Annotated in this window: 8 protein-coding genes; 7 read left to right on the top strand and 1 reads right to left on the bottom strand. The window is 71.8% G+C overall.

The window, feature by feature from the left end; translation table 11 throughout:
• Positions 1 to 135: 135 nt before the first annotated feature.
• The 7 genes from purD (at position 136) to purL (ending at position 7280) form a co-directional block, all read left to right on the top strand.
• Positions 136 to 1422 (top strand): phosphoribosylamine--glycine ligase, encoded by a 1287-nt coding sequence (gene purD / locus ABD297_RS21440; protein ID WP_344257165.1) that lies wholly within the window; start codon positions 136 to 138, stop codon positions 1420 to 1422.
• The gene (locus ABD297_RS21435; protein WP_344257164.1) at positions 1419 to 2312 is read left to right on the top strand and encodes a phosphoribosylaminoimidazolesuccinocarboxamide synthase; all 894 of its coding nucleotides are present in this window, start codon (positions 1419 to 1421) and stop codon (positions 2310 to 2312) included. The genes purD and ABD297_RS21435 overlap by 4 nt, the downstream gene beginning before the upstream one ends.
• A 305-nt stretch (positions 2313 to 2617) precedes the next feature.
• Positions 2618 to 3106, top strand: a complete 489-nt coding sequence (locus ABD297_RS21430; protein ID WP_344257163.1) for a hypothetical protein — start codon at positions 2618 to 2620, stop codon at positions 3104 to 3106.
• A 119-nt stretch (positions 3107 to 3225) separates the two neighbouring features.
• Positions 3226 to 3855 (top strand): LURP-one-related family protein, encoded by a 630-nt coding sequence (locus ABD297_RS21425; RefSeq protein WP_344257161.1) that lies wholly within the window; start codon positions 3226 to 3228, stop codon positions 3853 to 3855.
• Positions 3856 to 3949: 94 nt separating this feature from the next.
• The gene (gene purS, locus ABD297_RS21420) at positions 3950 to 4276 is read left to right on the top strand and encodes a phosphoribosylformylglycinamidine synthase subunit PurS (protein ID WP_344257160.1); all 327 of its coding nucleotides are present in this window, start codon (positions 3950 to 3952) and stop codon (positions 4274 to 4276) included.
• The gene (gene purQ, locus ABD297_RS21415; protein WP_344257159.1) at positions 4273 to 4968 is read left to right on the top strand and encodes a phosphoribosylformylglycinamidine synthase subunit PurQ; all 696 of its coding nucleotides are present in this window, start codon (positions 4273 to 4275) and stop codon (positions 4966 to 4968) included. Before purS ends, purQ begins: the two co-directional genes overlap by 4 nt.
• Positions 4965 to 7280, top strand: a complete 2316-nt coding sequence (gene purL / locus ABD297_RS21410; protein ID WP_344257158.1) for a phosphoribosylformylglycinamidine synthase subunit PurL — start codon at positions 4965 to 4967, stop codon at positions 7278 to 7280. The genes purQ and purL overlap by 4 nt, the downstream gene beginning before the upstream one ends.
• 13 nt (positions 7281 to 7293) lie before the next feature.
• Here purL and ABD297_RS21405 read toward each other — a convergent pair whose 3' ends face one another.
• Positions 7294 to 8118 carry a spermidine synthase gene (locus ABD297_RS21405; RefSeq protein ID WP_486388998.1) on the bottom strand — a complete coding sequence of 275 codons (825 nt, stop codon included), beginning with the start codon at positions 8116 to 8118 and terminating at the stop codon, positions 7294 to 7296.
• Positions 8119 to 8130: the final 12 nt, after the last annotated feature.

Here is an 8130-nt window from a genome sequence, read left to right as displayed (position 1 = left end):
GGGCGTTAGCGTGGGACACGAGAACCTCCGGACGGTGCGGGACGTAGACACTCCTCACCTCATCCGGAGGTTCTCCTTGTCGTCAACGCCCACGTGTCACCAACGTGCTGACCGAGTACACCTAGGCTGGGCGCCGTGAAGGTCCTCGTGCTCGGCTCCGGCGCCCGTGAACACGCACTCGTCAAGGCCGTCGCGGCCGATCCCGAGGTCGACGCGGTCATCGCCGCGCCGGGCAACCCGGGCATCGACGCGACCGCCCTGTGCGTCCCCGTCGACATCCTCGACGGCGCAGCCGTCGCGGCGCTGGCCCGCGAGTACGACGTCGACCTCGTCGTCGTCGGCCCCGAGGCGCCGCTCGTCGCGGGAGTCGCCGACGTATGCCGTGAGGCCGGGTTCGCGGTGTTCGGCCCGTCCGCCGAGGCGGCCCGTCTCGAGGGCAGCAAGTCCTTCGCCAAGGAGGTCATGGCCGCGGCAGACGTGCCGACGGCGCTGGCCCACGTCTGCACGACGATGGGCGAGGTCGAGCTGGCCCTCGACGCGCTCGGAGCCCCGCACGTCGTCAAGGACGACGGCCTGGCGGCGGGCAAGGGCGTCGTCGTCACGGACTCGCGCGAGGCGGCGGTCGACCACGCTCGGGCGTGCCTCGCGAAGCCCGGCGGGCGCCTCGTCGTCGAGGAGTTCCTCGACGGCCCGGAGGTGTCGGTCTTCTGCATCAGCGACGGCGAGACCGTCGTCGCGCTGTCACCGGCCCAGGACTTCAAACGCGTCGGCGACGACGACGCCGGACCCAACACCGGTGGCATGGGCGCCTACTCGCCCCTCGACTGGGCCCCCGACGGGCTGGCCGAGGACATCGTGCGCCGCGTCGCCCAGCCGACCATCGACGAGATGCGCCGCCGCGGAACGCCTTTCGTCGGAGTGCTCTACGTCGGACTCGCCCTGACCTCGCGCGGACCCAAGGTCATCGAGTTCAACGCCCGCCTCGGCGACCCCGACGGCCAGGCGTCCCTCGCCCGCCTGGAGACGCCCTTCGCGCAGCTGCTCCTCGCGGCCGCGACCGGTGGCCTCGCCGAGTTCGGGCGACTGCGCTGGTCCGACGACCACGCGGTCGTCGTGGTCGTCGCCTCGGAGGGCTACCCCGCCTCGCCGCGCACCGGCGACCCGATCTCCGGGCTCGACGCCGCGGCCGAGGTGCCCGGTGTCGTCGTGCTGCACGCCGGCACCGCCCTCGACGACACGGGTGCGCTGGTCTCTGCGGGCGGGCGGGTGCTCGACGTCGTCGCCGTCGCACCCACGCTCGAGAAGGCGCGGCGGGCGGCCTACGACGCCGTCGCCGTCATCGAGCTCGCGGGCTCGCACCACCGCACCGACATCGCCCTGCGCGCCGAACGCGGCGACATCACGATCGGAGACTCCCGATGAGCACGCTCGACCTTCCCGGCTACTCCCACGTCTACTCGGGCAAGGTGCGTGACCTCTACGCACCCGTCGGGGCCGACGGCGAGGTGGTCCCCGACCAGCTGCTCCTCGTGGCCTCGAACCGCCTGTCGGCCTACGACTGGATGATGTCGCCCGAGATCCCCGACAAGGGCGCGGTGCTGACCCGGCTCTCGCTGTGGTGGTTCGACCAGCTCTCCGACCTCGTGCCCAACCACGTCGTCTCGACCGATGTGCCCGAGGCCGTCGCCGGCCGCGCCGTGCTCGTGCGCAAGCTGGACATGCTCAAGGTCGAGGCCATCGCGCGGGCCTACCTCACCGGCGGCGGTCTCGAGGAGTACCGCGAGAAGGGCTCGGTCTCGGGCGTCGTCCTGCCGGACGGCCTCGTCGACGGCTCGAAGCTGCCCGAGCCGGTCTTCACCCCCACCACCAAGGCGCCGGTCGGCGAGCACGACCTGCCCATGTCGCCCGCCCAGGTGGAGGCAGAGCTCGGCGCGGGCGTCGCCGCCGAGGTGTCGCGCCTGACGCGCGCCATCCTCGCGCGGGGCAACGAGATCGCCGCCGAGCGCGGCATCCTCATCGCCGACACGAAGGTCGAGTTCGGCGTCTCGCCCGACGGCACCGGCGGCCTCGTGCTCGCCGACGAGGTGCTCACCCCCGACTCGTCGCGCTTCTGGCCGGCCGAGCTGTGGGAGCCCGGGCACCCACAGCCGTCCTACGACAAGCAGTTCGTCCGCGACTGGCTGACGTCGTCCGAGTCGGGCTGGGACCGCAAGGCCGGCGGGCCTCCGCCCGAGCTGCCCGCCCACGTCGTCGAGCAGACCCGCGCGAAGTACGTCGAGGCCTACGAGCGCCTCACCGGCGAGACCTTCTGACGCCTCGGCCCGCGAGGCGCCGGCGCGGTCGCCGGGCCGAAACGGTGAGTGGTGAGTCTCCTGGTGTGCGAACGGGCTCCCGGTCAGTGGTGCGCCGCTGACGAGGTGACGAGACGCTGACCAGGACAGCGGCGCGGCGCCATCGCACCGGACCGCGCCGGACGGCATACGCCCTCCGTCGATTGCCAGGGTTCTCCAAGGCCCACCTGGGCTGCACCATGCCCGGTGTTCACCTCGCGTTCACCTGCGCCCGGAAGCGTCGCGAACTCCGCCCGAAACGATCCCCTCGCCGAGGAGCACCCCCCATGACTTCCGCCTCCACCCGTGTCGAGCACACCCCGACCACCGTGAACGCCGCCACCCCGGGCCGTCGCGCGTTCAGCATCGTGACCGGCCTCGCTGCCCTGCTCGTCCTCCTGCAGGGTCTGTGGGCCGGCATCTTCCTCGAGCACGACGGTGAGCGTGACGCCGCCTCCTCGTGGATCGAGGTCCACGCCCGCGGCGGCGAGATCACCCTCGCCCTCGCCGTCATCGCCCTCGTCATCGCCTTCGTCAAGCTGCGCTCCCGTCGCGACCTCCTCGTGGGCAGCGCCGCCCTCGTCGTGCTGCTCGTCCTCGAGTCCTACATCGGCGGCCTCATCGCCGACGACAGCCAGGACTCGCTGACGGCCGTGCACGTGCCGCTCGCCATGGCCACCATGGCCGTCGCCGTCTGGCTGCCGCTGCGCGCCCGCCACGCCGGTCCCGCCGTCCACGCCCCGGCCGACGCCGCCGCGCGTCCCGAGGCCGACTGACCGACCCCACCGACACGACCCGCCCGCCGGGTCGCCAAGGACGTATGCCGTCCGGCCACGCTCCCGGCCGGACGGCATACGCACGCGGTCCCGCGGCACGGCTGTGCCACGCTGACTGCATGACCGAGCCCGTCGCCGACGCCGCGTCCGAGACCACCGCCGAGCGCTACGTGCTCCGGCAGAAGCTGACCATGATGGTCAACCGCTACGAGATCCTGCGCGCCGACGAGAAGGGCGCCGAGCTCGGTCTGCTGTGCTTCGCCGAGCAGAAGCGGATGGCCGCCAAGGAGCAGGTCACCTTCTTCACCGACTCGGCCAGGACGCACGCGCTCTTCGGCTTCAAGGCCCGCAAGCGGCTCGACCTCGGATCGACCTACGACGTCACCGACAGCCAGGGCCAGCCCATCGGCTGGTTCAAGAAGCACTTCAAGGCCTCCCTCGTCAGCTCCACCTGGACGCTCGGGCTGCCCGACGGCCGCGAGTTCGTCGGCACCGAGCGCAACGCCAAGGTCGCCGTCGCGCGCCGGCTCTGGGAGATCGTGCCCGTCGTCGGGGGCATCCCGGTGCCGTTCCTCTTCCACTTCGACTTCACCGCCCCCGACGGGTCGGTCGCGCTCAGCTCGACGAAAAAGCCGAGCGTCAAGGACGTCTACCACGTGACGCTCCCGGCCCTGCCCGACGGCCGGCCGATCGACTGGCGCGTGGGCATGGCGATGGCCGTCGCGCTCGACGCCCTCCAGTCCCGCTGAGACGTTGTCCGGCGGCCCCTGCGGCGCCCGATAGACTCGAGCCGTCCCTCGGGACGCCGCCACCGCCCATCCAGCGCAGGGAGAACGACCACCGATGGGAAGCATCGTCGTCGACGTCATGCTCAAGCCCGAGATCCTCGACCCCCAGGGACAGGCCGTCGCCGGCGCCCTGCCGCGGCTCGGGTTCGACGGGTTCACCGACGTCCGCCAGGGCAAGCGCTTCGTGCTCACCGTCGACGGTGACGTCACGGACGAGCACCTCAGCGCGGCGCGCGAGGCGGCCGAGAAGCTCCTCTCCAACCCCGTCATCGAGGACGTCGTCGCCGTGCGCGTGCTCGACGAGGCCGACGAGGCTGCTGCAGCCGACGCGGCTGACGAGCCCGGCCCCGACGCCGGCGAGTCGGAGGACGACGAGAAGTGAAGGTCGGCGTCGTCACGTTCCCCGGCTCCCTCGACGACCGTGACGCGGCGCGCGCCGTGCGTGAGTGCGGCGGCGAGGCCGTGCCGCTCTGGCACGGCGACGACGACCTCAAGGGCGTCGACGCGGTCATCCTCCCCGGCGGCTTCTCCTACGGCGACTACCTCCGCTGCGGTGCCATCGCCCGCTTCGCGCCGGTCATGGATGCGCTCGTGCCGGCGGCCCAGGGTGGCCTGCCGGTCCTGGGCATCTGCAACGGCTTCCAGGTGCTGACCGAGAGCCACCTGCTCCCGGGCGCCCTGATCCGCAACGACCACCGCAAGTTCAACTGCGTCGACCAGCGCCTCGTCGTCGAGAACGCCTCCACCGCCTGGACGTCCGACTTCGAGGCCGGCCAGGAGATCACGATCGTCCTCAAGAACGGCGAGGGCGGCTTCGTCGCCGACGAGAAGACCCTCGACGTGCTCGAGGGCGAGGGGCGCGTCGTGTTCCGCTACGTCCCCGACGCCGAGGGCCGCAACCCCAACGGCTCCTACCGTCACATCGCCGGCATCACCAACGAGCGCGGCAACGTCGTCGGGCTCATGCCGCACCCGGAGCACGCGGTCGAGGAGGGCTACGGCCCGAGCCTCGACGGCCGCGGCTTCTTCACCTCGATCATCAAGCAGACCCTCGAGAGCGCAGCCACCGCATGAGCGACACCCAGACCGTCCCGTCGCCGATCGTGCCCGTCCTCGACACCATCGAGCACGCCGCCACGACGCCCGACGCCGAGCAGCCGTGGGCCGAGCTCGGCCTCAAGCCCGACGAGTACGCCAACATCCGCGAGATCATCGGCCGGCGCCCGACCATCGCCGAGCTCGCGATGTACTCCGTCATGTGGAGCGAGCACTGCTCCTACAAGTCGAGCAAGATCCACTTCAAGCTGTGGGGCGAGAACACCACCGACGAGATGCGCGAGAGGCTCCTCGTCGGCATCGGTGAGAACGCCGGCGTCGTCGACATCGGCGACGGCTGGGCGGTGACCTTCAAGGTCGAGTCCCACAACCACCCGAGCTACGTCGAGCCCTACCAGGGCGCCGCGACCGGCGTCGGCGGCATCATCCGCGACATCATGTCGATGGGTGCCCGTCCGATCGCCGTCATGGATCCGCTCCGCTTCGGGAACCTGCACCACCCCGACACCCAGCGCGTCCTGCCCGGCGTCGTCGCCGGCGTCGGTGGCTACGGCAACTGCATCGGCCTGCCCAACATCGGCGGCGAGGTCGTCTTCGACGACTGCTACCAGGGCAACCCGCTCGTCAACGCCCTCTGCGTCGGCGCCATGCGCGTCGAGGACATCCACCTCGCCAAGGCGTCCGGCGTCGGCAACAAGGTCATCCTGTTCGGTGCCCGCACCGGTGGCGACGGCATCGGCGGCGTCTCCGTGCTCGCCTCCGAGACCTTCGACGAGGGTGGCCCGACCAAGCGCCCGGCCGTCCAGGTCGGCGACCCGTTCGCCGAGAAGGTGCTCATCGAGTGCTGCCTCGACCTCTACGCCGCGGGCGTCGTCGACGGCATCCAGGACCTCGGCGGGGCCGGGCTCTCCTGTGCCACCAGCGAGCTCGCCTCCAACGGCGACGGCGGCATGCAGGTCGAGCTCGACCTCGTGCCCCTCCGCGACGCGAGCCTGCAGCCGCAGGAGATCCTCATGTCCGAGTCGCAGGAACGCATGATGGCGGTCGTCGAGCCGAAGCACCTCGAGCAGTTCATGGCGATCACCGACAAGTGGGACGTCGAGGCGACCGTCATCGGTGAGGTCACCGACGGCGAGCACCTCGTCATCACCTGGCACGGCGAGACCATCGTCGACGTGCCGCCGCGCTCGGTCGCCCACGAGGGCCCGACGTACGACCGCCCGCTGGCCCGGCCGGCCTACCTCGACGGCCTCAACGCCGCGGGTACGGCCTCGCTCGCCAAGCCCGAGTCGGGCGAGGAGGTCCGGGCCCAGCTGCTCACGCTGCTCGGCTCGCCCAACCTCTGCGACAAGTCGTGGATCACCGACCAGTACGACCGCTACGTCCTCGGCAACACGGCGCTCGCGCAGCCTGACGACTCGGGCGTCGTCCGCGTCGACGAGGAGACGGGCCGTGGCGTCGCGATCTCGACCGACTGCAACAGCCGCTTCACCAAGCTCGACCCGTATGCCGGCGCGCAGCTCGCGCTCGCCGAGGCCTACCGCAACGTGGCGACGGCCGGGGCTGCCCCGCTCGCCGTCACCGACTGCCTCAACTTCGGCTCGCCCGAGGACCCGGGCGTCATGTGGCAGTTCCGCGAGTCGATCCGCGGCATCGCCGAGGGCTGCAAGTTCCTCGGCATCCCGGTCACCGGCGGCAACGTCTCGTTCTACAACCAGACCGGTGACGTCGCGATCCACCCGACGCCGGTCATCGGCGTGCTGGGCGTCATGGACGACGTGTCCAAGCGCTCCGGGTCCGGCTTCCGCAGCGACGACGCGCACGTCTACCTCCTCGGCACGACCCGCGACGAGCTCGACGGCTCCGAGTGGGCCCACGTCGTGCACAAGCACCTCGGTGGTCTGCCGCCGAAGGTCGACCTCGCCGCCGAGCAGGCGCTGGGGCGTGTGCTCGTCGAGGCGGCCCGCACGGGTCTCGTCGAGGCTTCGCACGACCTGTCCGAGGGCGGTCTCGCGATCGCGCTCGCCGAGGCGTGCATGCGCCACGGCGTCGGTGTGACCGTCGACGGCCTCGACCAGGTCGGCGTCGACGCCGAGGGCAACCCGCTCGACGTCTTCACCGCGCTGTTCTCCGAGTCGAGCGCGCGTGCCCTCGTCGCCGTCCCGGCCGGCCACGCGGCCGAGTTCGAGGCGCTGCTCGGCGACGTGCCGCACGCCCGCATCGGTGTCACGGGTGGTCGCGACCTCGAGGTGACCGGTCACTTCTCCGTGTCGGTGGCCGAGCTGAAGTCGGCGCACGAGTTCACGCTGCCGGCGGTCTTCGGGGGCTGACCTCCCGCCAGGGTCAGCGAGCCCGCCACTTCCCGGCCTCGGGGGGTGGCGGGCTCTGCATTCCCCTCTCGTCGAAGGCTTTTGCGCCAGCCACCAGCTTGGTGAGAGCAGCGCCCTCGCGCAGGCCGGTGGGGAGGTTGGCGCGGGCGACCGCGCGCCGCAGCGCCTCCACCGGCAACGGTGACGAGCTCGCGAGCAGCACCGTGTTGCCGAAGCGACGCCCCTTGAGCACCTCGTGGGTCGCGATGACCGCGACGTGCGGCAGGACGGCAGCCGTTGTGGCGACCACCCTTGCGACCCAACGCATCCCGGGCTCGTCGGCCAGGTTCCACAGGGCCAGTCCCGTCGGTTTCAGCACCCGGGCGACCTCGCTGGCGTATGCCGTCCCGACGAGCTCCGCAGGCACGCGTCCTCCCGCGTAGGCATCGGTCACGACCACGTCGGCCGAGTCGTCCTTGAGGGCCCGGACCCCGGTGAGCCCGTCGACCGGGCGGACCCGGATGCGGTGGCGCCGGGGGAGCGGGACCTCACGGCGCACGAGGTCGGTCAGGGCATCGTCGGGCTCGAGCACGATCTGGGGCGAGCCGGGGCGGGTCGCCTCGACCCAGCGCGGGAGCGTCAGGCCGGCGCCGCCGACGTGCGTGACGCCGAGCGGGCCCGGCGGCAGCGCCTCGATCACCAGCGCGAGGTGCTGGACGTACTCGAAGACGAGGAGCGTCGGGTCGTCGGGCTGCACGTGCGACTGCGGCGACCCGTCCATGTGCACGGTGACGCCACCCCGCTCGTCCCACTCGAGGGACACGTGTCCTGCGGCGTCGGCACGGGGGTCTGGCGTCACCCGACCAGCGTA

Origin of the sequence: Terrabacter carboxydivorans, from assembly GCF_039532035.1 — a bacterium.
GTDB classification, from domain to species: domain Bacteria; phylum Actinomycetota; class Actinomycetes; order Actinomycetales; family Dermatophilaceae; genus Terrabacter; species Terrabacter carboxydivorans.
The sequence above is the reverse complement of the archived record's forward strand: the minus strand, read 5'-3'. Positions and strand labels throughout refer to the sequence as shown.